Source organism: Methylomicrobium lacus (assembly GCF_041897535.1).
GTDB lineage: Bacteria > Pseudomonadota > Gammaproteobacteria > Methylococcales > Methylomonadaceae > Methylomicrobium > Methylomicrobium lacus_A.
Genome location: NZ_CP169217.1, coordinates 2746184 through 2769293 on the forward strand (window position 1 = coordinate 2746184; position 23110 = coordinate 2769293).

The window sequence follows — 23110 nt, forward strand, 5'->3', positions numbered from 1 at the left end:
TCGATGTCCTCACCACTCACCGTCACCGATCACAGCCGGGACAGCGCCGGATTGACCTATGTTTACCCGGTCTTGTCCCGGCGCGCGGGCGGCTTGTCGATCGGCATCAATTTCAATACGAACAACGCCTGCAATTGGCAATGCATCTATTGCCAGGTGCCGGATCTGACCCTCGGCGCCGCGCCCGAACTGGATTTCGGCTTGCTCGAAGCCGAATTGCGCGGTTTCCTGGCTCAGGTGCAGTCGGGCGATTTCTACCGGCGATTTGCGGTGCCCGAGGCGCAACGGGTGATCAAGGATATTGCCATTTCGGGCAACGGCGAGCCGACCAGCGTGCCGCGCTTTGCCGATGCGGTCGAACTGATCGGCGACATCGCGACATCGGCAGGCGTGTTGCCTGGCAGCCGCTATGTGTTGATCACGAACGGCAGCCTGGTGCATCAGCCGAAGGTTCAGGAAGGCCTGAAAATGCTGAATCGGTTCGGCGGCGAAGTCTGGTTTAAACTGGACAGCGCGACCGCAGAGGGCCGGCGGCTGATCAACAAGGCCGGGCAAAGCATCGACGCGAGCCTGAATAACCTGATTCTGGCGTCAGGCTGTTGCCGGACCAAGGTGCAGGTCTGTCTGGTCGACATCGACGGTCAGGGATTTGTCGAACAGGAAAGGCGGGCGTTGCTGGATGCGCTGGCGATCGCGAAGCAAAAAGGGGATCTACGCGAGGTCATGCTTTATACCTTGGCCCGTCCCTCCCTGCAGCCCGAAGCGGGGCGGCTCGGCAAAATGCCGGAGCCGGTGATGCGGGCGTTTGCGGACGACCTGCGCCAGCTGGGCTTCGAGGCCTCGGTCAGTCTGTAAGCGGCGTCCCGATCGCCGTGCCGGCTTGCAGAGGATGGCTTGCCGGATATAGGAATAATTTTTCCACGTCCTCCGGCGTCAGCGCTTTGGCAAAATGGTAGCCCTGTCCATACTGGCATCCCCAGGCCAGAAGCCGCTCGGCTTGGTCGGCGGTTTCGATGCCTTCGGCCACGACCTCTTTTCCCAGCTCGCCCGCCAACGACAGAATCGCCCGCACGATTGCGCTCTTTTCGCTGGCCGCATCGGCGATCGGCTGCACAAAGCTGCGGTCGATTTTGACCACATCGATCGGCGGATGGTGCAGCATGTTCAGGGAGGAGTAGCCGGTGCCGAAATCATCGAGGTGCAATTGCACGCCTAGTGCGTCGAGTTCGGCCAGGATGCGCGCCGCCGTCGCGTGATCCGCGATCACTTCCTCAGAAACTTCCAGGCACAGGCAGCGGGCTTCGAGCCCGCTGGATGCCAAGGCACGCGTGACCAGTTCGTGCAGCGAGGGATACAGAAACTGCGTCTGCGACAGATTCACCGCGACCGTCAGCGCGGTGTTCGCGGTCTGTTTTTGCCAAGCCCTAAGCTGCCTGCAGGATTCCTTCAGCACCCATTCGCTGATTCTGGCCAAAAGGCCGGTTTCTTCGGCCAGCGCCAGAAAATCGGCGGGCGCGAGCAGGCCGCGCTCGGGATGCTGCCAGCGCAGCAAGGTCTCAAAGCCATGCAGGCTGCCGCTGGCGAGTGACACGATCGGTTGATAATAAAGCTGAAATTCCTTGCGTTCGACCGCTCGGCGCAGGTCGGTTTCCAGTTGCAGTAACTGCAAGGCGCGCTGATGCAGCGCCGTATCGAACACGCTGAAGCGTCCGCGTCCCTCGGTCTTGGCCTGATTCAGTGCCGCATCGGCATCGCGCAATATCTCTTCCGGCCGTTCGTAGCGCGGTGCGTTCAAGGCGATGCCGATGCTGGCCGAAGTAAACACGTCCAGCCCGTCGACGGTAATGGCTTTGGCCATTTTTTTCAGGATACGATTCGCCACATGGATCGCGTCCAAAATATCATCGATGCAACTGAGCAGAATCACAAACTCATCGCCGCCCAGGCGGGCCAGGGTGTCTTCGCCGCGCAAGTGCTCGCCGAGGCGCTGTGCCGCGGTGATCAGTACCTGGTCGCCGAACAGATGGCCGAGGCTGTCGTTGATGATCTTGAAGCGGTCGAGGTCGATATATAGCACCGCAAAGCGGTATTCAGGATGCCTTTTGGCCAGCTCGAAAGCGATCGCCAGACGGTCTGCAAACAGCGCCCGGTTCGGCAGCCCGGTCAAAGGGTCATGGGCGGCGAGGTGGCGCAGTTTATCTTCCACGCATTTGCGCGCGGTGATGTCGCGGAAAATGATCACGACGCCGGTTACGTTGTCGTCTTCATCGCGGATCGGCGCGGCGCTGTCGTCGACAGGAATATCCCTTCCTTCCCGGGTGATCAACACGGTATCGGGTTCCAGTTCGATGATCAGATGATCATCCAGCACCCGCTCGACCAGACTGTCCACTCTTTCGCGCGTCTTCATGTCGACGAGGCGCAACACCTCGGTAAACGGCCGGCCCAGCGCCTCGGCTTGCGGCCAGCCGGTCAGGACTTCCGCAACCCGGTTCATAAAGGTGATGGTGCCGTCCATATCGGTCGCGATGACGCCGTCGCCGATACTCATCAAGGTGGTGGACAGCCAGCGCTCCATTTGTTTGAGCTGGAATTCGGAACGGTGCCGGTACAGGGCGATGTCGATCGCGATCTGCAATTCGCGTTCCTCGAACGGTTTCAGCACATAGCCGTAGGGCTCGGTGATTTTCGCCCGGCTCAGCGTCGCTTCATCGGAATGGGCGGTCAGGAAAACGACCGGCAGGCGGTCGCGCCGGCGGATTTCTTCGGCCGCGGCGATGCCGTCCATGTCGCCGTTCAAATGAATGTCCATCAAGACCAGATCCGGCCGCAGCACCGACACCTGCTCCAGGGCAACTTCCGCCGAGGTCACGAACAGCGGTACATCGTATCCCAGTTTGATCAAGGTCCTTTGAATGTCCTGGGCAATGATGACTTCATCCTCGACCACCATGATACGCGCGTTAGACATGATTATTATTCTTCTTCTTGGGTATAAAAATTGAGAAAACGGCGCTCGGCCGGCGCTGAACCGTCAAGCGGCCATTGAGTTGCAAGACGAAAGATTGCACCAGATGCAGTCCCATCGATGACGGCCGTTCGATGTCCACCTGGTCCGGAATGCCCTGGCCGTTGTCGCCGACTTCGAGGGTCAGGCCGCCGTCCTCCGCGGCAGCCATCGTCACCCACAGGGTGGCGGCTGACGCATTGCCGGAAGCCGGAAAAGCGTGCTTGATACTGTTCGCCACCAGTTCGCTGATGATCAAGCCGAGCGGCACGGCCTGGTCAATTTCGAGCGTGATGGCCGGGATGTCGACCCTGATCGAAACCAGGGACGGTGCCTGGGCATGGGAGCGACGGATGTAACTGACCAGATTGGCGATGTATTCCGCGACATTGATGCTGGACAGTCCGCTGGACTGATAGAGTTGTTCGTGCACCAGCGCCATCGAGCGCACCCGCCGCTGGCTGTCCAAAAACAAATCGCGGGCGGCGGGATCGCTGAGGGTGTCGGCCTGCAGGCGCAGCAGGCTCGCAATGACCTGCAGATTGTTCTTGACCCGGTGATGGATCTCCTTCAGCAGCACCTCTTTTTCGTGCAGGGACGCGGCGATACGGGCCTCGCTCAGTTTGCGTTCGGTGATGTCGCGGGCTATCGCATAGATCGTGCCGCTAGGGGCCGGTTGCGAGGTCCAGCCGAACCATTTGTAGGAACCGTCTTTACAGAGGTAGCGGTTCTCGTAGCGGACGGTCGGCACGCCCTCTGCGAGCTTTGCCATTTCCGCCAGCGTGGCGACCATATCGTCCGGATGCACGAACGCCAGGATCGGCCGGCTGGTCAATTCCGAGTGCGTATAGCCCAGCGTGGTTTCGAAGGAAGGATTCAGGCGGTGGAAATAGCCGTCGGTGCCGACGATGCAGATCATGTCCACCGACATATTGAAAAAGCGCTCGACCTCGGCTTCGGCGCGCTGGCGTTCGGTCAGCTCGCTTTTCAGCAGCGCATTGGCGACTTCGAGTTCCTGGGTGCGGAGCGCGACCCTGAGTTCCAGTTGCGCGTTCAGCGTCAGGATTTGTTCTTCGGTATGCTTGCGCGCGGTGATATCGCGGGTGACTTTCGCAAAACCGCGCAGGCGCCCGGTCGAATCGCGCAGCGCGGTCAGGATCACGCTGGCCCAGTAACGGGAACCGTTCTTTCTGACCCGCAAGCCTTCTTCTTCAAAGCGGCCATAGTCGGTCGCGGCTTCGAGTTCGCGGTCGGGCTTTTGGGCTTCGACATCCTCTTCGGTATAGAAACGCGACAGATGCTGGCCGATGATCTCGTTGGCGTCGTAACCGGTGATGCGTTTCGCGCCGACATTCCAGCTGACCACCCTGCCTTCGGTGTCGAGCATGAAAATCGCATAGTCCTGCACCCCTTCGACCAATAGGCGGAGCCGCTCCTCGCTTTCACGGGAAGCGGCCTCGGCGCGCTTGCGCGCGGTGATGTCGACGATGGCCGCGAGCACAAACGGTCCTTCGTCGGTTCTGAGCGGGTTCAGGCCGATCTCGACGGGAAACTCCGAGCCGTCCCTATGCAGGCCATAAAGGTCGCGCCCGTCGCTCATCAGGCGCGCTTCCGGATGATCAAAGAAGTGCCTGCGCTGCAAGGGATGCAATGCGCGGAAGCGTTCGGGCAGCAAATTCTCGACCGTCAGGCCGAGCAATTCGTTGCGTTCATAGCCGAATAAAATCTCGGTCTGGGTGTTGACCAAGACAATTTCGCCCTCGGCGTTGACCATGATCATCGCGGTGGGCGCCGATTCAATCACCGCGCGAAACCGCGCCTCGAGCCGTTTGCGGTCGTGAATGTTGCGGCTGACGGTGGCCCAGCCGGTGATCGCTCCGTTCGCATCGCGCAGATTGAAAACGTTATAGAGCATCCAGATGGCATCTCCGGTCTTGAAATGGCGGAAGCGAATTTCGACTTCGGCATGTCCTTCCCGCATCACCCGCGGAAAAAACTCGTCGGTGATGAAGGCCTGATCCTCGGGAAAGAAGTAATCCTGGACTCGCACCCTCTGGGCGTCGGCAAGGCTTTCGTGGCCGACCAGGCGCATGCCGGCCGGGTTCACATAGAAGGGTTTGAAGTCGGTGTCGCACATGCCGATGAATTCAAAGCTGCCGTCGGCGAGCGCGACGAAGCGGTTGCGGTCTTCCTCGGTCCGCTTGCGCTCGGTAATATCGACGAGGGTGATCAGCAGCCTGTCGCCTTCTCGGGTTGCTAGCGGCGTCAGATCCATCTCGACCGGAAACTCCGAGCCGTCCTGGCGCACGCCGGATAGTTCGTATTCCGGGCGGTTGGTCTGTGACCTCAGGACGGCGGCGCAGGCATCCTGAAGCCAGGCGCGGTCGCCGCTTTGCCGTGGTTTGAGTCGTGTTTCGGCTGGAAGGCCCGGCAACTGGCCGGCCGCAAACCCGAATAGCGTGTCGGCCCGCCGGTTTGCCAGCCTGATGCGGCCGTCCGGGTCGGTCATTAGTACGCCGTTCGGGGAGGCGTCGACGAGGAGGCGGAAACGCTCCTCGCTTGCGCGCAAAGCGGCAAAGGTGGCCTCGCGCCCGGCGTCGGCCCGGTTAAGCAGGCCGACGGTCCAGTAGATCAGGCCGCTGAAGACCACGATATGAAACGTGGTAAACAGCGCCCAGCCAAAATCGGCGCCATAGAAGCCGGCGTGCAGGCCCGCCAGTTGCAGCCAGCCGACCGTAAACGGAAATAAAACGGCCGCCGGCAGCAGTCGCCGCGCCATGAGGCCGCCGGCCAGCGGCGAGGTCAGGCGGGACAGGAAGGGTTCCGGCCGCGCCGACACAATCCCCAGGGCCAGAATGAATAACAGCGCCGCGGTATGCAGCGCAATCGAGGCATACGGTTCGATCTGATAAAGCGCAGAGACGCCGTAGGCATAGCCGACCAGGGCAAGCAGACAAACCAACAGTGCCTGCAAGGCCAGAAGGGGGGCGAGACAGGCTACTTTGGCATCCAGAGTCATCAGCGCGATACCTGTCAGCAGCAGGCAGAAGGCTGTGCTCGGCGCCGGGCGCCCCGGATAAAGCCCGTCGTCCGCCAATACCGAATCGCGGAAAAACCAGAGGTCGAGGCCAAAATTAAACTCGGTCTCATATTCCAGCAGGACGAGACTGCCGGTCAGTGCGACTCCTGCCGAGCAGGCCAACCCGAGTCTTCGTCGAAGCGCGCCGCCGTCCTGCCGCAGCAGCCAAAGTCCGGCTCCGGCCAACAACAGGCTCACGGCCGTTAGTGGCTTCATCGTTGCCCAGCCGGGCGAAATTTCCTTTAACGCCGGCACATTCCAAATCCAGCCGCCGAGCACCAGCAGGCTGGACAGCATCACCAGGCCGGCGGCGCAGGCCGCAAATCCAGCGGGCATGGTGGCAGTATGAATGGCAGGGCGGCTGGAAGGATGCGGCATGATTCGAATGGCGGTTGGCTGAAAGCGGCCGCGTTAAAAGCAATGGATCGGTTTTGGTTTGGGGTCGACACAGTATAATGGATAACTAAGAATTTTCTAATAAACCGCAAATGCGCCGGCAAAAGCCGGAAATAGGGCGCGACGAAGGTTTGGCCCAACAGGCAAAAACTCTCCGTGGTGAACAATTTTTATGCAGAATTCCTCCCGCGCGCTGTTTTTTTCGGCCGTATTCTGCGGGATGGTTTGAGCGAATTCGTTGACGCACTTCCGCCGAAGCAACATTCGCCGCGAATATAATTAGCTATGGCGGGCATTATCGGTTACAATTGTGTGTTCATTTTACGTGCGAATGTGGCGGAACTGGTAGACGCGCTGGATTTAGGTTCCAGTGGGGCAGCCTGTGAGAGTTCGAGTCTCTCCATTCGCACCATTTATTCAATAAGAAGCAGTCGTTCCAGGCTGACTTTTCCGTTCTAAGCCGCAAGGCGCTCTAAAATTCGTATTCCAAACAAGTTGAGGTAAAGAAATGCAGGTTTCTGTCGAAAAGACATCAGAATTAAGCAGAAAAATGATTGTAAGCGTGGCTGAAGACGTCGTTCAGCAGAAAGTTGCGGAGCGCTTAAAGTCATTATCTAAGAATGTTAAGATTGATGGTTTTCGGCCCGGCAAGGCGCCACAGCAAGTGATCAACAAACTGTACGGCGAGCGGGTGCGCGGCGAAGTGACCGGCGACCTGATCCAGAGCACTTATTTTGAAGCCCTGACCAAAGAGCAGCTGAGACCGGCCGGCTACCCCAACATTCATTCGGCCGACGATAGCGAAGGTTTTAAATACACCGCCGAATTCGAGGTATATCCCGAAATTTCTCTTGACGGCGTCAACGGCATGGAAGTCAAGCGCCCGGTTGCCGCAGTGACCGAGAGCGACGTCGATGCGATGATCGAAAAGCTGCGCACTCGGCAAAAGACCTGGCAAACCGTCGAGCGTGCGTCGCAGGCGCAGGACCGCATCACGATCTCCTTTTCCGGCAGCGTCGACGGCGAAAACTTCACCGACGGCAAGGTCGAGGAATATCCGGTCGAGATCGGCGCAGGCCAAATGATCCCCGGCTTTGAAGACAGCCTGATCGGCCTGGCCGCAGGCGCGCAAAAAACGTTTACCGCGACCTTCCCCGAAAACTACGGCAAAGACACGCTGGCCGGCAAAGCGGCCGAGTTCGAAGTCGAAGTGGTCAAGGTCGAAGCGTCGGTGCTGCCTGAAGTCGATGCGGACTTCATCAAGAAGCACGGTATCGAAGACGGCGACGTGGCGGCTTTCCGCGACGACATCCGCAACACGATGGAACGCCAGCTGGCGCAAGCCTTGGCGGCCCGCCTGAAAAATACCGTGATGGATGCGCTGTACGGCGCGGTGCCGGTCACGGTGCCGAATGCCTTGATTGACAGCGAAATCGAAAATCTGATGGCGCCTTACAAGGAAAACGCGAAGAAAAGAAAGGTCAAATTCGAAGACCTGGAGCTGCCGAAAGACCTGTTCGAAGAACAAGCCAAGCGCCGCGTCGCGGTCGGCCTGATTCTGGCCGAAGTGATCGACCAGGGCGAAATCAAGCTGGACAATGACCGCGTCCGCAGCACGATCGAGGAGATGTCGCAAAACTATGAGCATCCTCAGGACGTGATCAACTGGTATTATGCGGACGAGAAAAGACTGGACGACGTCAAGAACATGGTGCTGGAAGATCAGGCCGTGGACTGGCTCGTCGCCAAGGCCAAGGTTCAGGACGAAGCCCTGAGCTTTTATGATTTGATGGACAATCAAGCACGGTAATACAGCATGTTCAAGCAACAGATGATCAATCCGGCGATGACGATAGAAGCGGCGGGCGGCCTGGTGCCGATCGTCGTCGAGCAGACGGCGCGCGGCGAACGCTCTTTCGACATCTATTCCCGCCTCTTGAAGGAGCGCGTGATTTTTCTGGTTGGCCAGGTCGAAGACTACATGGCCAACCTGGTCGTCGCGCAGCTCTTGTTCCTGGAATCGGAAAACCCGGACAAGGACATTCATCTGTATATCAACTCGCCCGGCGGTTCGGTGACCGCCGGCATGTCGATCTATGACACGATGCAGTTTATCAAGCCCGATGTCAGCACGATGTGCATCGGCCAAGCCGCTAGCATGGGGGCCTTGCTGTTGACCGGCGGCGCGAAAGGCAAGCGCTATTGCTTGCCGCATTCGAGGATGATGATCCACCAGCCGCTGGGCGGCTTTCAGGGGCAGGCATCGGATATCGCGATACATGCGCAGGAGATTCTGTCCGTGCGTGACAAGCTGAATAAAATCATGGCGCAGCACACCGGCCAGCCGATCGAAAAGATTCAGGTCGACACCGATCGGGATAATTTTATGAACGCCGAGGAAGCGGTCAATTATGGTTTGATCGACAAGGTCTTGACCAGCCGGTTGTAAAAACCATAGAAAATAGTTTTTTTTCCGAGGGTTTCGGGATATTCTTTGCTTAATGCAAATAATCCTTAGGCTTTGGGATAGTTTCGGGTACCGATATGAGTAATGACAAAAGGGGCAAAGACGAGGACAAACTGCTGTATTGTTCTTTTTGCGGGAAAAGCCAGCACGAAGTCCGCAAGCTGATTGCGGGGCCTTCGGTGTATGTCTGTGACGAATGCGTCGAGCTTTGCAACGACATCATCAAGGACGAATTGCAGGAAGAGACCTCTGCTTTTAAGAATGGCCACCTGCCGAAACCGAAAGAGATCAAGAAGGAGCTCGATGCCTATGTGATCGGCCAGGAGCGCGCGAAAAAGATCCTGGCAGTCGCGGTTTACAATCACTACAAGCGCCTTCGGAATAAAAACAAAAAGGACGGCGTCGAGCTCGGCAAGAGCAATATTTTGCTGATCGGACCGACCGGTTCCGGCAAGACCCTGCTCGCCGAAACCTTGGCCCGCCTGCTCGACGTGCCGTTCACGATCGCCGACGCGACGACCTTGACCGAAGCGGGTTATGTCGGCGAGGATGTCGAAAACATCATCCTGAAGATATTGCAGAAATGCGATTACGACGTCGAAAAGGCCGAAACCGGCATCGTCTACATCGACGAAATCGACAAGATCTCGCGCAAATCGGACAATCCGTCGATCACCCGCGACGTGTCCGGCGAAGGCGTGCAGCAGGCGCTGTTGAAACTGATCGAAGGCACGGTCGCCTCGGTGCCTCCGCAAGGCGGTCGCAAGCATCCGCAGCAGGAGTTTTTGCAGGTCAATACCGCGAACATCCTGTTCATCGTCGGCGGCGCCTTCGCGGGCCTCGACCGGGTGATCAAGGCACGTTCCGAGAAGGGCGGCATCGGTTTCGCGGCCGAAGTCAAGTCGAAGGACGACAAGAAAAATATCGGCGAGTTGTTTTCCGAGGTCGAGGCCGAGGATTTGATCAAATACGGCCTGATTCCTGAATTCGTCGGTCGTCTGCCGGTCGTCGCGACCCTGGAGGAACTCGACGAAGATGCGCTGGTGCAAATTTTGACCGAGCCGAAAAACGCGTTGGTCAAGCAATACCAGCACCTGTTCGAGATGGAAGGCGCCGAGCTCGAATTCCGCACCGAGTCGCTGCGCGCAATCGCACGCAAGTCGATGGAACGCAAGACTGGCGCGCGCGGTCTTCGCACGATCGTCGAAAATGTGCTGCTGAACACGATGTACGACCTGCCTTCGGAGGAAGACATCTGCAAGGTTGTGATCGACGAAAACGTGATTCGCGGCGAATCCGAACCGATATTGGTTTACAAGTCGGATCTCAAAAAGGCTTCCTCGGAAGTCTGAGCAAAAAAAAAGGAGCTGCTTAGCTCCTTTTTTGTGTCTGTCGTAGGGTGCGCATTTATGCCCTTCCAGGGTATCGCGCACCTTCTCTCATTACGGCAAAGGAAAGGTGCGCAATGCGCACCCTACTGCTTCGCGCGCAGGTGCGGGAACAGCAACACATCCCGGATCGACGGCGCGTCCGCGAACAGCATCACCAGACGGTCGATGCCGATCCCTTCGCCCGCGGTCGGCGGCATGCCGTGTTCGAGCGCGACGATGTAGTCCGCGTCGTAATGCATCGCCTCATCGTCGCCGGCTTCCTTGTCCTCGACCTGTTTCTGGAAGCGCGCGGCCTGATCTTCCGCGTCGTTCAGCTCGGTAAAGCCGTTCGCGATTTCGCGGCCGCCGACGAAGAATTCGAAGCGGTCGGTGATGAAAGGGTCCTGGTCGTTCCGGCGCGCCAACGGCGACACCTCGACCGGATAGGCGGTGATGAAGGTCGGATTCATCAGCCGGCTTTCGACCGTTTTTTCGAAAATCTCGATCTGCAACTTGCCGAGGCCATAACCGTCCTTGACCGACAGATTCAGCTTCCTGCAGACCGCGATCGCGCCTTCTCGGTTATCGATGTCGGATGCGGTCAGCTCGGGATTGAAGCGCAGGATCGATTCGAATACGCTCATCCGTTCGAACGGCTTGCCGAAATCGTAGTCTTCGCCCTGGTAAGTAATCACTGTCTGGCCGACGACTTCCTCGGCCAGGCCGCGCAGCATGGCTTCGGTCAGATCCATCAGGTCGCCGTATTCGGCATAGGCCTGATAGAATTCGAGCATCGTGAATTCCGGATTGTGCCGAGTCGACAGGCCTTCGTTACGGAAATTGCGGTTGATTTCGAAAACCCGCTCGAAGCCGCCGACGACCAGTCGTTTCAGGTACAGTTCCGGCGCGATCCTGAGGAACAACTGCATGTCCAGCGCATTGTGATGGGTCACGAACGGCCGCGCGGTCGCGCCGCCCGGAATCGCTTGCATCATCGGCGTTTCGACTTCGAGGAAGTCGCGCTTGATCAAGAATTCGCGGATATAGGCGACGACGCGCGAGCGCAGCAAGAAGGTCTTGCGCGACGACTCGCTCATGATCAGATCCAGATAACGCTGGCGGTATTTGATTTCCTGATCGGCGATGCCGTGGAATTTTTCCGGCAAAGGGCGCAGCGATTTGGTCAACAGGCGAATGTCATCGACCTTCACGCTGAGTTCACCCGCATTGGTCTTGAACAGCACGCCTTCCGCGCCGACGATGTCGCCGATGTCCCATTTCTTGAACTGTTCGTTGTAGAAGTCTTCAGGCAGCGCATCGCGGGTCACATACAACTGGATCTGACCGGACATGTCCTGAATATGGCAAAAGCTTGCCTTGCCCATGATCCGCCGGGTCATGATCCTTCCTGCGACCTTCACGCGCAGCGGGCTTTCTTCGAGTTCTTCCTTCGATTTTTCGCCGTATTCGGCCAGCACTTCGCCGGCCACCACGTTGCGCCGAAAATCGGTCGGAAACGCGATGCCGCTTTCGCGCAACGCGCTCAATTTGGCGCGGCGCAGCCGAATCAGTTCCTGTTCATCTTGTTCAATTTCTGACATTTTTTACTGTTTCTCAAGCGTGGAAATTCTATTTACAAACCGCTCTTCAGGCTCGCCTCGATAAACATGTCGAGCCCGCCGTCGAGCACCGCCTGCGGATTGCCGGTTTCGACGCCGGTGCGGAGATCCTTGATGCGCGACTGGTCGAGCACATAGGAGCGAATCTGGCTGCCCCAGCCGATGTCCGATTTGCTGTCTTCGAGCGCCTGCTGGGTTTCGCTGCGCTTCATCATTTCGAGTTCGTACAGCTTGGCCTTCAGCTGCTTCATCGCGGTGTCCTTGTTTTTGTGCTGCGAGCGGTCGCTCTGGCATTGCACGACGATGCCGCTAGGATTATGGGTGATCCGCACCGCCGATTCGGTCCGGTTGATGTGCTGACCGCCGGCGCCCGAGGCGCGGTAAACGTCGATACGCAAATCGGCCGGATTGATCTCGATCGCGATATTGTCGTCGACTTCCGGAGAGACGAAGACCGAAGCAAACGAGGTATGCCGGCGGTTGCCCGAGTCGAACGGAGACTTCCGCACCAGGCGGTGCACGCCGGTTTCGGTGCGCAGCCAGCCGAACGCGTATTCGCCTTCGAACTTGATCGTCGCGCTCTTGATGCCGGCCACATCGCCCGGCGATTCTTCGATCAGCTCGACCTTGAAGCCTTTGCTTTCGCCCCAGCGCAGATACATCCGCTCGATTATCGACGCCCAGTCCTGCGCCTCGGTGCCGCCGGAGCCGGACTGAATGTCCAGAAATGCATTGTTCGCGTCCATTTCGCCGGAGAACATGCGCCTAAATTCCAGTTTGGCGACCTGGCTTTCCAGGTGCTCCAGGTCGCTCGCGACCGTGTCGACCGTATCGGCATCGCCTTCCTCGACCGCCAGCGCGAGCAATTCCTCGGCGTCGCTGAGGCCGGTGTCCATTTCGTTGATCGTATTGACGACCAATTCGAGTTGGCCGCGCTCCTTGCCGAGGCCTTGCGCCAGTTCCGGGTTATCCCAGATCTTCGGGTTTTCGAGTTCTCTCAGGACTTCGACCAGGCGTTCGCTCTTGCTGTCGAAGTCAAAGATACCCCCTAAGCGACTCGGTGCGCTCTCTGAGGTCGGCGATTTTGTATTTGATCGGATTGATTTCTTGCATGGCTGAAACAGAAAGGCCGTCGTTCCGCGACGGTTTGCGGTAAACCTGCGCGGCTAAATTGATGAAAACCATTGATTATAACCCATATTGGGATGGCTGGCATGAACAACTTATGCATTCAGATACACGCCATTATCGAGACAGTCGCAACAAATTAGGGTTAAAATAGCCGCAAAATCACGGGTATCGGGCGCGAAGCCGGTCCCGGTCATCTCATACATAATCAGAAGGACAGCTTGATGACTGAAATAACTGAAGTACCGAGTCCTTTTTGCGGCATCGGCACGGATGACCTGACGGTTCAGGTGGACGGCCTGGCGCTGAAAGTGACGGCGAACGGTTGCGCGGTAAACACGCCCGCGTTCGAACAGGCGATCACCGATACCTCTCCCCGGGTTGACGGCAAGGAGGTCAGTCTGGAGGTTGCCGCGAAAAAGGCGGCGGCCTTGCTGAAAGACACCCGGTTGCCGGTGATCGGCGGCTGCGCAACCGACGTGAACGGCATGCGCGCGCTGCTGGCGCTGGCCGATCGTGTCGGCGCGGTGGTCGACAACATGAATTTCTCGGCCGCCCGCAACAACTTTTTGACGTTGCAGGATTCGGGCTGGATGAACACCACGCTGGCCGAAGTCAAAAACCGCTGCGATTTGCTGCTGGTCGTCGGCTCCGACCTGGAAGCCTTCGCGCCGCGTTTCTTCGAGCGTTACCTCTGGAACAAGGAAGCGATGTTCGTCGACGATACGGCGAGCCGTCAGGTGATCTATCTCGGCAAGGCGCCGTCAGGCAACGCCTCGACTTCGCCGAACGGCCAGGCCGCAAAAGTCCTGACCTGCGCCGATGCGGATTTGCCGGAAGTGATCGCGGTCCTGCGCGCATTGGTCAAGGGCCATCCGATTCAGGCCGAAGCGGTCGCCGGCATCGCGATCGCCGAGCTAAGAACAATTGCAGAGCAATTGAAGGCCGCGCGTTACAGCGTCGTGACCTGGGCCGCAGGCGCCCTGGCGTTCCGTCAGGCCGAACTGACCGTGCAGACCTTGTCCGAAATGATCAAGGACATCAACGACATGAATACTCGATGCTCCGGCCTGCCGCTCGGCGGCAAGGAAGGCGACCAGACCGCCAACCAGGTCTGCGGCTGGACCACCGGCTTCCCGGCGCGCACCCGTTTCTCGCGCGGCTATCCCGAATACGACCCTTTCTTGAACGACGCGAATGCGCTGATCGCGAACGACGAGGCCGACGCGCTGGTCTGGGTGCAGGCATTCAACGCGAAAGCGGTGCCGCCTACGAACCATGTGCCGACGATCGTGATCGGCCGTTCCGGCATGACCTTCGCGAAAGAGCCCGCTGTCTTCATCCCGGTCGGAACCCCGGGTATCGATCATGCGGGCCACGCCTACCGGATGGACAACGTGGTTGCGATCCGTCTGAAAAAATTGCGCGACTCCGGCCTGCCGAGCACGGCCGACGCGCTTCATGCGATTGAAAACGCCCTACGCGAGATGAATGTATGCTGATAAAACTCACAGGTGGAACCGTCTATGATCCTGCCGCCGGCGTCGACGGCAAGAAACAGGACATTTACATTCAGGACGGGCGCATCGTCAAAAAGCCCGTGAAGGACGTGCAAATCGACAAGGAATACGACCTGAAAGGCAAGGTCGTGATGTCCGGCGCGATCGACATGCATACGCATATCGGTGGCGGCAAGGGCAACATCGCCCGGACTTTGCTGCCGGAAGATCATCGCCAGGATCCGGTCGCGCGCACTTCCTGCACCCGCTCGGGCTGCGGTCATGCGATGCCGAGCACCTTCGTGACCGGCTACCGTTATGCCGAGATGGGCTACACGGCCGGCTTCGAGCCGGCCGTGCTGCCGGTCAACGCGCGCCAGGCGCACATGGAAATGGCCGACATTCCGATCCTGGACAAGGGCGGTTATGTCTTGCTCGGCAGCGACGACTACCTGTTGCGCCTGTTGACCGCGAAAAAGGATCAGAAGGCGGTCAACGATTATGTCGCCTGGACCATGCAGGCGGCGAAGGCGATCGGCGTCAAGGTGGTCAATCCGGGCGGCATCAATGCGTTCAAGTTCAATCAGCGCAAGCTCGACCTGGACGAGCAGAACAGCCATTACGGGGTGACGCCGCGGCAGATTCTGCAAACCCTGGCGACCGCGGTCAAGGAAATCGGCGTCAAGCATCCCTTGCATGTGCACGGCTGCAATCTTGGCGTGCCCGGCAATGTCGATACCACGCTGAACACGATCGAAGGCATCGGCGGCCTGCCGCTGCATTTGACGCATATCCAGTTCCACAGCTACGGCACCGAAGGCGACTTCAAGTTCTCCTCCGGCGCGGCGAAGATCGCCGAAGCGGTCAACAAGCACAAGAACATCACGATCGACGTCGGCCAGATCCTGTTCGGGCAGACCGTCACCGCGTCCGGCGACAACATGCGCCAGCACGCCAACCACAAGCACGCGAACCCGAACAAATGGGTCACGATGGACATCGAGTGCGATGCCGGCTGCGGGGTCGTGCCGTTCAAGTACCGCGACCAGAATTTCGTGAATGCCTTGCAATGGGCGATCGGCCTCGAAACCTTCCTGCTGGTCGACGACCCGTGGCGCATCTTCCTGACCACCGATCATCCGAACGGCGCGCCGTTCACCAGCTATCCGCATCTGATCCGCCTGTTGATGGACAAGACCTTCCGCAACGACATGTTGTCCAGGATCCATCCGGAAGCGCAGAAGATGACGACCCTGGCTTCGATAAACCGCGAATATTCCTTGCAGGAAATCGCGATCATGACCCGCGCCGGCGCGGCCAGGCTGATCGGTTTGCAGGACCGCGGCGGCCTGAGTCCCGGCAACTGGGCCGACATCACGATCTATACCGACAACGCGGACCGCGAAAAGATGTTCGAGAAACCGGACTATGTATTCAAGGACGGCGAGTTGGTCGTGCGCGACGGCAAGGTGATCCACAGCAAATGGGGCACCACCCATGTCGTGAATCCTGATTTCGACCCGTCGGTCGAAAAAGGCCTAAAGGACTATTTCGACCGCTATCTGACGATGAAACTCGGCAACTTTAAAATCAGCGACGATGAAATAACCGAAGACGGGCGCGGCAGCATCACCGTGCATCCGCTGCAAGCCAAGTAGGGTGCGCATCGCGCACCTTTTCGGTGTTTGGTGTTTGTTAAGGTGCGTGATACACACACTACGCCTTGCTGTCATTATCAACGACAATTTACTGCGCCATGGCTGTTCGTGAGGATTTTGAATGCCTGAGATAAGCCGGTTTCTGGGAATTATCATTTTTATGTATTTTGACGAACATAATCCGCCGCATTTTCATGTCAAATACAATGAATACAAAGCTGTTGTGGAAATCCAATCGTTAAATATCCTGGCAGGCCATCTCCCTGGAAAAGTCCGCGGCTTGGTTGAAGAGTGGGCGGAGTTGCATCAAAAAGAATTATTGGAAATGTGGAATACAAAGGATTTTCATAAAGTTAAACCGTTGGTATAACAACATGATTGTTAGCGTAAAAGCAGCCAAATATCTTGATGCGTATCGATTGAATCTGGTTTTTGACACCGGAGAATCCGGCGATGTCGATTTACAAGACCTCGTCTTCAAATACGATGCCGCATCGCCATTAAGAGATATTAATAATTTCAAATCCTTTACCTTAGACGAGTGGGCGACGGTAGTATGGGATTGCGGTTTTGATGTATCCCCTGAAACGCTTTATGAAAGAGCGACTGGAAAACATGTCAATTGGATTCAATAAATGAAAAAGAACAATGAGTGCCAACCATGATTATTAACGGTGTAACGATAGACGCAACCTTCGCCGAAGCGTTTCCGATGAAGGCGACGCGGGCGATCATCACCGCGCAGAACGAAAAATGGGCGATTATTTCCGCGCAGGCGATGACCGGTTTCGCGACCTCGGTGATTGCCTGCGGCTGCGAGGCCGGCATCGAACGGGTTCTCGATCCGTCCGAAACCCCGGACGGCCGCCCCGGCGTCTCGATCATGATTTTCGCGATGGGCGGCAAGGGCCTCGCGAAACAACTCGAAACCCGAGCCGGCCAGTGCGTGCTGACCTCGCCGACTTCGGCCTTGTTCGCCGGCATCGACGGCGGCAAGCCGATTCCGCTCGGCAAAAACCTGCGCTATTTCGGCGACGGCTTTCAGGTCGCGAAAGTGATCGGCGGCAAGCGCTACTGGCGTATTCCGGTGATGGACGGCGAGTTTCTAACCGAAGCGACCACTTCGCAAGTCGATGCGGTCGGCGGTGGCAATTTCCTGGTGTTGGCCGAATCGCAGCCGCAAGCACTGGCCGCCTGCGAAGCCGCGATCGAAGCGATGCGCCAGGTGCCGAACGTGATCATGCCGTTCCCCGGCGGTGTCGTGCGCTCCGGCTCGAAAGTCGGCTCCAAATACAAGGCGCTCGGCGCCTCGACCAACGATGCGTTCTGCCCAACCTTGAAAGGCATGACCCAGACCGAACTGTCGCCTGAAGTCGAGTCGGTGATGGAAATCGTGATCGACGGGCTGACCAAGGAAGACATCGACAAGGCGATGCGCGCCGGCATCCAGGCCGTCTGCGACTTGGGCGCCGCCAACGGCATCAAACGCATCAGCGCCGGCAACTACGGCGGCAAACTCGGACCGTTCCACTTTCATTTGCAGGAGATCATGGCATGAGCGCGCTCACCTTTACGCTGAAACACCGCCCCGACCAGAGCGTCGACATGTCGCCGCTGGTCTGCCATAACCTCGAAGGCAAGGAAAATCGCGAGATCGCCGCGCTCGAACTGCAATCCGGCAAGGCGAAACTGCGCGTCGATGCGCTGTTCACCCTTTCCGGCAACGATCCGCACAACATCGTGATCAAGAACAGCTTTGGCAAGCTCGATTTCATCGGCAAGGACCTTCACAGCGGCAGCATCCGCGTCGAAGGCGACGCCGGCGCTTATCTCGGCCTGGGCATGAAGTCCGGCAGCATAAGGGTTACCGGCAATGCCGGCCTCTATGCGGCCTGCGAAATGAAAAAAGGCACGCTCGAAATCGACGGCAACGCCGGCGACTTTCTCGGCGGCGCGCTGCCCGGCAACAAGATGGGCATGAAAGGCGGCCTGATCCTGGTCAAAGGCAACGTCGGCGAACGCGCCGGCGACCACATGCGCCGCGGCACGATCCTGATCGAAGGCAATGCCGGCGACTACTGCGGCTCCCGGATGACCGCCGGCACCATCGCGGTGATGGGCCAGACCGGCCGCTATGCCGGCTATGCGATGCGCCGCGGCACGTTGCTGTTGTGGAATCAGCCGCAGCTTCCGGCCAGCTTCAACGACTGCGGCGCGCATACGTTGGGATTTTTACCGCTGTTGTTTGCTTCGTTCAAGAGTTTGAACTCGCGCTTTGCCGATGCGGCGGTTGGGTTTAACCGGGTGCGGCGTTATGCGGGGGATATGGCGGAAATGGGGCGCGGCGAGGTTTTGGTTAAATTGTAGCTTTGTAGTCGGGCACGCTTTTTGTGCCCGACATTTTGATGCCCAAACGTCGGTCAACGATGAAGCTGTTGCCCGATCTACCCGGCTGGAGGTCATTTTGAATACCGCAAAAAATGAAATTCAATCATTGCTCCAGAAACTGCCCGATGATTGCTCATTCGAAGACATCCAATATCACCTTTATGTGATTGAAAAAATAAGAAAAGGGATAGAAAGAGCGGAGATCGAGGGTGTCGTCTCTCAAGACGAAGTCGAGAAGCGATTCGATAAATGGGCTACAAAGTAGTCTGGTCGCCGGAAGCCATCGAAGACCTGGAATCGATCGCCGACTATATTGGCCGAGACTCGGAGTTCTATGCAAGAGCCGTCGTGTCGAAGATTTTGCAACTAGCCAGAAGCCTTAAAGATTTTCCTTGGATTGGAAGAGTCGTGCCGGAACTCAACGATGAGAATATCAGAGAGCGGTTCATATACAGTTATCGAGTTGTTTATCATATCGAACAGAATCGAATACTTGTGGTTGCAATTATTCATGGCAAACGATTGATTGAAAACATTTCCGATAGATTTGGAAAGCTTACCTAATCGATTAGCTTTTTCGTTGTTTTGTGTTCGTTAAGGTGCGCGATGCGCACCCTACCTGGCTGTTCGTTTCGTTCAAAAGCCTGAATTCGCGTTTTGCTGATGCGGCGGTAGGTTTTAATCGCGTGCGGCGCTATGCGGGGGATATGGCGGAAATGGGACGGGGTGAGGTTTTGGTTAAGTTGTAGGATGGGCTAAGGATACGAAGCCCATCAATCGCGAACGATGGGCTTCCTTCGTCAGCCCATCCTACGGCCCTGAAATACGGAGCTTTGCAAAGTTACAACCCAGTCTGCGCGTTAAATATGATTTATTAGCCATAAAGGAAAAAGCATGAAAAGTGTCGGTTTTTTTAATAATAAAGGAGGCGTCGGTAAGACCACTCTTCTTTGCAATATGGCTGCCTCTCTTGCTCTTGAGAACAATAAGAAAATATTAATTCTTGATGCCGATCCTCAATGTAATGCATCCGCATATCTGTTACCAGAGAATAAGCTTGTAGAAATACTTCTCGATAATAGGCATAGCAGTATCGACTCATTTTACGATCCAATACGGCGTGGGCAAGGTTATCCAAGTTCTATTCCAACGGTATTTAAGAGTGAGCGTTTTGGTGTCGATCTTATAGTTGGTGATCCAAAATTATCGCTTCGCGAAGATTTGCTAGCGACCGACTGGGCCTCTACACGCAATGGTGAACCACGTGGTTTTCAGACTACATATGCAATAAAAGAGCTAATTTCTCGTCTTACAAATTATGATTATGTCTTAGTTGATATGGGGCCGTCACTAGGTGCTCTCAACAGATCAGCTTTGTTAGCGGTTGATTATTTTTTAATGCCTTTATCGGTTGATATATTTAGTTTGATGGCTGTGGCTAATATATTGAGCTCATTTAAAAACTGGAAAGAAGCGCTTGACGCAGCAATATTAAAGCATAAACAAGATGAGGGAATGTCATTCAAATTCAAAGCTCTGATGTCCAGTGGACTCTGCAATTTGCTGGCTATGTTATGCAGCAATATACTGCAAAGAAAAAAGAAGGGGTAAGGCAGGCAGTTGAGGCTTTCGAACGTATTATTCATGACCAAAATAAAGAGTTGGAAGCTCTCGGTAAATTCTTTGGCCCAGATCAAAAGGCTATTAATCTTGGTGAAGTACCAACACTAAGTAGTGTCGTTCCCCTCTCTCAACAGGCTCATGCGCCAATCTTTGCTCTTGGATCAAAAGATGGAATAGTCGGTTCTCATTATAATAGAGTGGCAGATGCTGGTAAGTTTTATCATCAAATTGCTAATAACTTCATACAAAGAGTCGGTTAATGATTTCTTGGGATGACGAACTTGTCCAAACAATTGGACGCAGGAGAAGTGTTATTGTTCTAGGTGCTGGTGTATCAAGGAACTCCACTAATTGTCATGGAAAGAGGCCGGCTACATGGGAAGAATTTCTACGAACTGCTTCAGTCGGATTAGGAAATCCTCCTTTGTTGGTAAAGCTCATTGAACAAAAGGACTATCTCACCGCTTGTGAATTAATAAAAAAGCGACTCAAGCCCGATGAATTCATCGCCTCGATTCAGAAAGAATATCAGAGGCCAGGATATCGAAAAGCGGAAATTCACGAACACATATATAATCTTGACTCGTCAATAGTTATATCGCCAAATTTTTATAATATCTACGACACATATGCCTCCTCGACATCAGCGGGCACAATAATCATAAAAGATCATACTAGCCAAGATATAATAAACTATCTTTCCGGTGGTGAAACAAGGCTTTTATTGAAGACCCACGGCTTAGCAAATACTCCAGGAAATGTTATTTTCACAAGGAAAGACTATGCAGAGGCGAGAACAAAGTATGTTTTATTTTATGAGATACTGAAATCTTTAGTGTTGACGCATAGGTTTTTGTTTTTGGGGTGTGGCGTAGAGGATCCGGATATTCGAGCATTATTTGAAGATGTGCAATTCGCTCACAATAGAATGCCTTATCACTATATGACAATTCCGAAAGATGAGGTCGATCCGGATGTTTTAGAATTAGTCTCAGAAACCATGAAGATCAGATTTTATGAATATTCACCCGATAATGGACATGAAGAGTTAACTTTATCATTAAAAGAGCTGGTTTCAAAAGTGGAATCATATAGGTCAGAAAGAGCAATAGATCAAAAATGGTAATTTCTAACGGACGTACGGCGAATCAGTCGTAGGGTGGATTCACCGTTAGGCAATCCACCATCATCGCAGCCAGCCAAGCCGAATTTCACCCGGAAACAATAGGATCAGCAGCGTAGATACTGTTAACCAAGTCAAGCGCCATGAAGGATGGGTCGTCTGTTTTATTGACAACCCAACACTCCCATCATAAGCTCACCGAAAAATTTTGATCTATTCTGTGAATTTTGTTGCAGCTATTGATTGTGGATCGATACTAATTATAATGATGTGGGGTTTCCGTAGCCGCGGCACTTAACGATGCTCAACGGGAATGAAATGCCGAGGCGAGTTCAACGACGCGGCCGAAATGAAAAATTTATGAGAGGTGTTGTTATGGGCAGTTATTTTGATTGCAAAGCGAATCGCAGAATGGCCATGAAAGGCGCGTTGGTCGTTGCGCTGTCGGTTTTTCCGTTATTGAGCATGGCGGTAGAAGGCCCCACCGAGGCGCGTTTCGCTACGGTTGAGAATTGTCAATTCTTGGGCAAGATCGAGGGATCGTCCGGTTACGGCAAGAATAACGGTTGGCTGCCGCTGGCCAAATCATCCGCGCTTAGACACGCGAAAAAAATTGGGGCTAGCCACATTGTATGGGAAAGGACGATCCCGGTCGGGGCATTCAATGGCGTAGCCATTGCTCGCGCCTACAGTTGCGGCAGCTAATAATTCAGACCATACCGTAATTTTATGATTACGGCACATCAACGATTTCTTATCGTAAAATTCGATTCGATGTACGTTAGGCGGTAAAAGCATAGCGCATCGGTAACGTGCGATGGCAGAAAAGCCTTCATAGATTCGTATAGATGCGCTGCCGAAAGTTGGCGTCGTTTGCCGATCAACGCAGGATTGATCCAATTTTGTGCACAGTTACAATCTACCGTGATTGGAGTCGCAGTTCATCATATAGTACAGACCGGCAATCCGTTCCATTGTATCGGAGTTTTTGGTCATTGAGGCATTATAGACGCAGCCGCCGGCGCACGCTTGGGCGTGTTCTTTATCGAATGCGGCTTGATAATATTGGAAATCGGATTTGTGCGCTTCGCATAATTTGTCATTTTCATCATGCCGTGCCAGATTCGGATTCGAAGCGCATGCTGTTAGCAACAGGATCGAAGCGGTAACTATCAAGCTTTTCATAACATTGTCCTCTGATTTTTCAGACTGATTGGGATAATTGCTGCCAAATCCAAGGCTTTTTTGTTTTTGTGTCCGGTTCTGAAAAATATCCAGCAGATTGTATGCCAACTTATTATTGAGTTGTTTGGTTCTAAGTATTATAAAAGGGACGATTCGGCTGTTCGAAAGCACGGTGAGCTTCCAGTGACAATTTGTTACGCAAAATTACAATGCCGATGTGGTGCAGGTTATTGATTCGTATACAACTTCGTAATTTGCTTTCATTCGGCAATTGAATAGGGCAAGCTTCAATTTGAAGGCCTTATATGCGGCGGGGAGGCTGGAAATTCGTTTAGGGCAGATAGTTTTCGCTAGTAAAACTCACGCAATCCGCCGAGTGAGGCTTGAGGATCGGAAAAAAATGACCACTAATGGTGCGCTAATGATCATTTGTGGTGCAAAATTCATTTTTATCGCTCACCGCTTTGAGAATTTCTGTTAAGAGGATGTAGAAAACTATAGCGGCGTATGCCCGTACGGCGGATCAATTGTCAGGTGGATTCGCCAGGCAATCCACCATCATCGAAGC

21 protein-coding genes and 1 tRNA gene are annotated in these 23110 nt (G+C 55.3%); 17 read left to right on the forward strand and 5 right to left on the reverse strand.

The window, feature by feature from the left end; translation table 11 throughout:
* Positions 1 to 3: 3 nt before the first annotated feature.
* On the forward strand, positions 4 to 855 hold the full coding sequence (locus tag ACEPPP_RS12085) for a radical SAM protein (protein ID WP_374087017.1): 852 nt from the start codon (positions 4 to 6) through the stop codon (positions 853 to 855).
* On the opposite strand, the gene ACEPPP_RS12090 is transcribed toward ACEPPP_RS12085, so the two are convergent.
* Entirely contained in the window at positions 845 to 2971 is a 2127-nt protein-coding gene (locus ACEPPP_RS12090) for a putative bifunctional diguanylate cyclase/phosphodiesterase (protein WP_374087019.1), read from the reverse strand. The genes ACEPPP_RS12085 and ACEPPP_RS12090 overlap by 11 nt on opposite strands.
* Positions 2964 to 6422: a PAS domain S-box protein gene (locus ACEPPP_RS12095; protein ID WP_374087022.1), complete on the reverse strand. Its 3459-nt coding sequence runs from the start codon at positions 6420 to 6422 to the stop codon at positions 2964 to 2966. Before ACEPPP_RS12095 ends, ACEPPP_RS12090 begins: the two co-directional genes overlap by 8 nt.
* Positions 6423 to 6809: 387 nt before the next feature.
* Between ACEPPP_RS12095 and ACEPPP_RS12100 the strand changes: the two genes are divergently transcribed.
* From ACEPPP_RS12100 to clpX, 4 genes are all read left to right on the forward strand, one after another.
* Positions 6810 to 6894 (forward strand) — tRNA-Leu (locus ACEPPP_RS12100).
* Positions 6895 to 6990: 96 nt separating this feature from the next.
* The gene (tig, locus tag ACEPPP_RS12105; RefSeq protein ID WP_374087024.1) at positions 6991 to 8292 is read left to right on the forward strand and encodes a trigger factor; all 1302 of its coding nucleotides are present in this window, start codon (positions 6991 to 6993) and stop codon (positions 8290 to 8292) included.
* A 6-nt stretch (positions 8293 to 8298) separates the two neighbouring features.
* The gene (gene clpP / locus ACEPPP_RS12110; protein WP_374087026.1) at positions 8299 to 8931 is read left to right on the forward strand and encodes an ATP-dependent Clp endopeptidase proteolytic subunit ClpP; all 633 of its coding nucleotides are present in this window, start codon (positions 8299 to 8301) and stop codon (positions 8929 to 8931) included.
* 95 nt (positions 8932 to 9026) lie between these two features.
* The gene (clpX, locus tag ACEPPP_RS12115; protein WP_374087028.1) at positions 9027 to 10301 is read left to right on the forward strand and encodes an ATP-dependent Clp protease ATP-binding subunit ClpX; all 1275 of its coding nucleotides are present in this window, start codon (positions 9027 to 9029) and stop codon (positions 10299 to 10301) included.
* Between the two features lie 122 nt (positions 10302 to 10423).
* Here clpX and lysS read toward each other — a convergent pair whose 3' ends face one another.
* Positions 10424 to 11920, reverse strand: coding sequence for a lysine--tRNA ligase (lysS, locus tag ACEPPP_RS12120; protein WP_374087030.1), 1497 nt, complete (start codon positions 11918 to 11920; stop codon positions 10424 to 10426).
* A 32-nt stretch (positions 11921 to 11952) separates the two neighbouring features.
* A protein-coding gene (gene prfB / locus ACEPPP_RS12125; RefSeq protein ID WP_374090920.1) for a peptide chain release factor 2 occupies positions 11953 to 13051 on the reverse strand; the annotation gives its coding sequence in 2 pieces (ribosomal slippage) (positions 11953 to 12975 and positions 12977 to 13051; 1098 coding nt in all).
* A gap of 239 nt (positions 13052 to 13290) precedes the next feature.
* Between prfB and ACEPPP_RS12130 the strand changes: the two genes are divergently transcribed.
* From ACEPPP_RS12130 to ACEPPP_RS12185, 12 genes are all read left to right on the forward strand, one after another.
* The gene (locus ACEPPP_RS12130) at positions 13291 to 14568 is read left to right on the forward strand and encodes a formylmethanofuran dehydrogenase subunit B (protein ID WP_374087032.1); all 1278 of its coding nucleotides are present in this window, start codon (positions 13291 to 13293) and stop codon (positions 14566 to 14568) included.
* A complete protein-coding gene (locus ACEPPP_RS12135) occupies positions 14562 to 16223 on the forward strand; it encodes a formylmethanofuran dehydrogenase subunit A (protein WP_374087034.1) in 1662 nt (553 codons plus the stop codon). Before ACEPPP_RS12130 ends, ACEPPP_RS12135 begins: the two co-directional genes overlap by 7 nt.
* A 121-nt stretch (positions 16224 to 16344) precedes the next feature.
* Positions 16345 to 16593 carry a DUF4160 domain-containing protein gene (locus ACEPPP_RS12140; protein WP_374087036.1) on the forward strand — a complete coding sequence of 83 codons (249 nt, stop codon included), beginning with the start codon at positions 16345 to 16347 and terminating at the stop codon, positions 16591 to 16593.
* A gap of 4 nt (positions 16594 to 16597) precedes the next feature.
* A complete protein-coding gene (locus ACEPPP_RS12145) occupies positions 16598 to 16858 on the forward strand; it encodes a DUF2442 domain-containing protein (protein ID WP_374087037.1) in 261 nt (86 codons plus the stop codon).
* Positions 16859 to 16884: 26 nt separating this feature from the next.
* The gene (fhcD, locus tag ACEPPP_RS12150) at positions 16885 to 17781 is read left to right on the forward strand and encodes a formylmethanofuran--tetrahydromethanopterin N-formyltransferase (RefSeq protein WP_374087039.1); all 897 of its coding nucleotides are present in this window, start codon (positions 16885 to 16887) and stop codon (positions 17779 to 17781) included.
* Entirely contained in the window at positions 17778 to 18590 is an 813-nt protein-coding gene (locus ACEPPP_RS12155) for a formylmethanofuran dehydrogenase subunit C (protein WP_374087040.1), read from the forward strand. The genes fhcD and ACEPPP_RS12155 overlap by 4 nt, the downstream gene beginning before the upstream one ends.
* A gap of 97 nt (positions 18591 to 18687) precedes the next feature.
* Positions 18688 to 18876 (forward strand): hypothetical protein, encoded by a 189-nt coding sequence (locus tag ACEPPP_RS12160; protein ID WP_374087042.1) that lies wholly within the window; start codon positions 18688 to 18690, stop codon positions 18874 to 18876.
* Positions 18861 to 19175, forward strand: coding sequence for a type II toxin-antitoxin system RelE/ParE family toxin (locus tag ACEPPP_RS12165; RefSeq protein ID WP_374087043.1), 315 nt, complete (start codon positions 18861 to 18863; stop codon positions 19173 to 19175). The genes ACEPPP_RS12160 and ACEPPP_RS12165 overlap by 16 nt, the downstream gene beginning before the upstream one ends.
* 330 nt (positions 19176 to 19505) lie before the next feature.
* Entirely contained in the window at positions 19506 to 20222 is a 717-nt protein-coding gene (locus ACEPPP_RS12170) for a ParA family protein (RefSeq protein WP_374087045.1), read from the forward strand.
* Entirely contained in the window at positions 20186 to 20494 is a 309-nt protein-coding gene (locus ACEPPP_RS12175; RefSeq protein WP_374087047.1) for a hypothetical protein, read from the forward strand. Before ACEPPP_RS12170 ends, ACEPPP_RS12175 begins: the two co-directional genes overlap by 37 nt.
* Positions 20494 to 21360 carry an SIR2 family protein gene (locus tag ACEPPP_RS12180; RefSeq protein ID WP_374087048.1) on the forward strand — a complete coding sequence of 289 codons (867 nt, stop codon included), beginning with the start codon at positions 20494 to 20496 and terminating at the stop codon, positions 21358 to 21360. Before ACEPPP_RS12175 ends, ACEPPP_RS12180 begins: the two co-directional genes overlap by 1 nt.
* 408 nt (positions 21361 to 21768) lie before the next feature.
* Complete coding sequence (locus tag ACEPPP_RS12185; protein ID WP_374087050.1) at positions 21769 to 22062, forward strand: hypothetical protein; 294 nt, start codon at positions 21769 to 21771, stop codon at positions 22060 to 22062.
* 207 nt (positions 22063 to 22269) lie between these two features.
* On the opposite strand, the gene ACEPPP_RS12190 is transcribed toward ACEPPP_RS12185, so the two are convergent.
* Complete coding sequence (locus ACEPPP_RS12190) at positions 22270 to 22650, reverse strand: hypothetical protein (protein WP_374087052.1); 381 nt, start codon at positions 22648 to 22650, stop codon at positions 22270 to 22272.
* Positions 22651 to 23110 lie beyond the last annotated feature (460 nt).

Bases quoted from the DNA above. Each gene is read 5' to 3' on its own strand.
- ACEPPP_RS12085 (WP_374087017.1), top strand. From the start codon at position 4: ATGTCCTCACCACTCACCGTCACCGATCACAGCCGGGACAGCGCCGGA.
- ACEPPP_RS12090 (WP_374087019.1), bottom strand. From the start codon at position 2,971: ATGTCTAACGCGCGTATCATGGTGGTCGAGGATGAAGTCATCATTGCC.
- ACEPPP_RS12095 (WP_374087022.1), bottom strand. From the start codon at position 6,422: ATGCCCGCTGGATTTGCGGCCTGCGCCGCCGGCCTGGTGATGCTGTCC.
- tig (WP_374087024.1), top strand. From the start codon at position 6,991: ATGCAGGTTTCTGTCGAAAAGACATCAGAATTAAGCAGAAAAATGATT.
- clpP (WP_374087026.1), top strand. From the start codon at position 8,299: ATGTTCAAGCAACAGATGATCAATCCGGCGATGACGATAGAAGCGGCG.
- clpX (WP_374087028.1), top strand. From the start codon at position 9,027: ATGAGTAATGACAAAAGGGGCAAAGACGAGGACAAACTGCTGTATTGT.
- lysS (WP_374087030.1), bottom strand. From the start codon at position 11,920: ATGTCAGAAATTGAACAAGATGAACAGGAACTGATTCGGCTGCGCCGC.
- ACEPPP_RS12130 (WP_374087032.1), top strand. From the start codon at position 13,291: ATGACTGAAATAACTGAAGTACCGAGTCCTTTTTGCGGCATCGGCACG.
- ACEPPP_RS12135 (WP_374087034.1), top strand. From the start codon at position 14,562: ATGCTGATAAAACTCACAGGTGGAACCGTCTATGATCCTGCCGCCGGC.
- ACEPPP_RS12140 (WP_374087036.1), top strand. From the start codon at position 16,345: ATGCCTGAGATAAGCCGGTTTCTGGGAATTATCATTTTTATGTATTTT.
- ACEPPP_RS12145 (WP_374087037.1), top strand. From the start codon at position 16,598: ATGATTGTTAGCGTAAAAGCAGCCAAATATCTTGATGCGTATCGATTG.
- fhcD (WP_374087039.1), top strand. From the start codon at position 16,885: ATGATTATTAACGGTGTAACGATAGACGCAACCTTCGCCGAAGCGTTT.
- ACEPPP_RS12155 (WP_374087040.1), top strand. From the start codon at position 17,778: ATGAGCGCGCTCACCTTTACGCTGAAACACCGCCCCGACCAGAGCGTC.
- ACEPPP_RS12165 (WP_374087043.1), top strand. From the start codon at position 18,861: ATGGGCTACAAAGTAGTCTGGTCGCCGGAAGCCATCGAAGACCTGGAA.
- ACEPPP_RS12170 (WP_374087045.1), top strand. From the start codon at position 19,506: ATGAAAAGTGTCGGTTTTTTTAATAATAAAGGAGGCGTCGGTAAGACC.
- ACEPPP_RS12175 (WP_374087047.1), top strand. From the start codon at position 20,186: ATGCAGCAATATACTGCAAAGAAAAAAGAAGGGGTAAGGCAGGCAGTT.
- ACEPPP_RS12180 (WP_374087048.1), top strand. From the start codon at position 20,494: ATGATTTCTTGGGATGACGAACTTGTCCAAACAATTGGACGCAGGAGA.
- ACEPPP_RS12185 (WP_374087050.1), top strand. From the start codon at position 21,769: ATGGCCATGAAAGGCGCGTTGGTCGTTGCGCTGTCGGTTTTTCCGTTA.